This is a genomic window from uncultured Jannaschia sp. (assembly GCF_947494055.1).
Lineage (GTDB): Bacteria > Pseudomonadota > Alphaproteobacteria > Rhodobacterales > Rhodobacteraceae > Jannaschia.
Genome location: NZ_CANLTR010000273.1, coordinates 1 through 204 on the forward strand (window position 1 = coordinate 1; position 204 = coordinate 204).

Consider the following 204-nt stretch of genomic DNA (forward strand, 5'->3'; position numbering starts at 1 on the left):
GCGGCGTAGGTACGGTCGAATACGGCGCGGATGAAGTCGAGTTCGCCCTGCGTCCAGCTCCGCGGTCGATCGTCGCCTAGAAAGAACACGGTCGTGAGGCGGCCGCGCTCCATCAGCGGAACCTGGACCAGGGCGCGCAGGCCGATCCGCTCGAGCGGCCCGGGTTCCGTCACGCGCGGATCGTCACGGACGTCGTTGAGAACC

The 204-nt window shown here is 68.1% G+C and carries 1 protein-coding gene; it reads right to left on the minus strand.

Features of this window, described 5'->3' with window-relative positions:
• A partial coding sequence (locus Q1A87_RS24415) for a GAF domain-containing protein (protein ID WP_363323073.1) occupies nucleotides 1-204 on the minus strand: 204 nt, incomplete at both ends.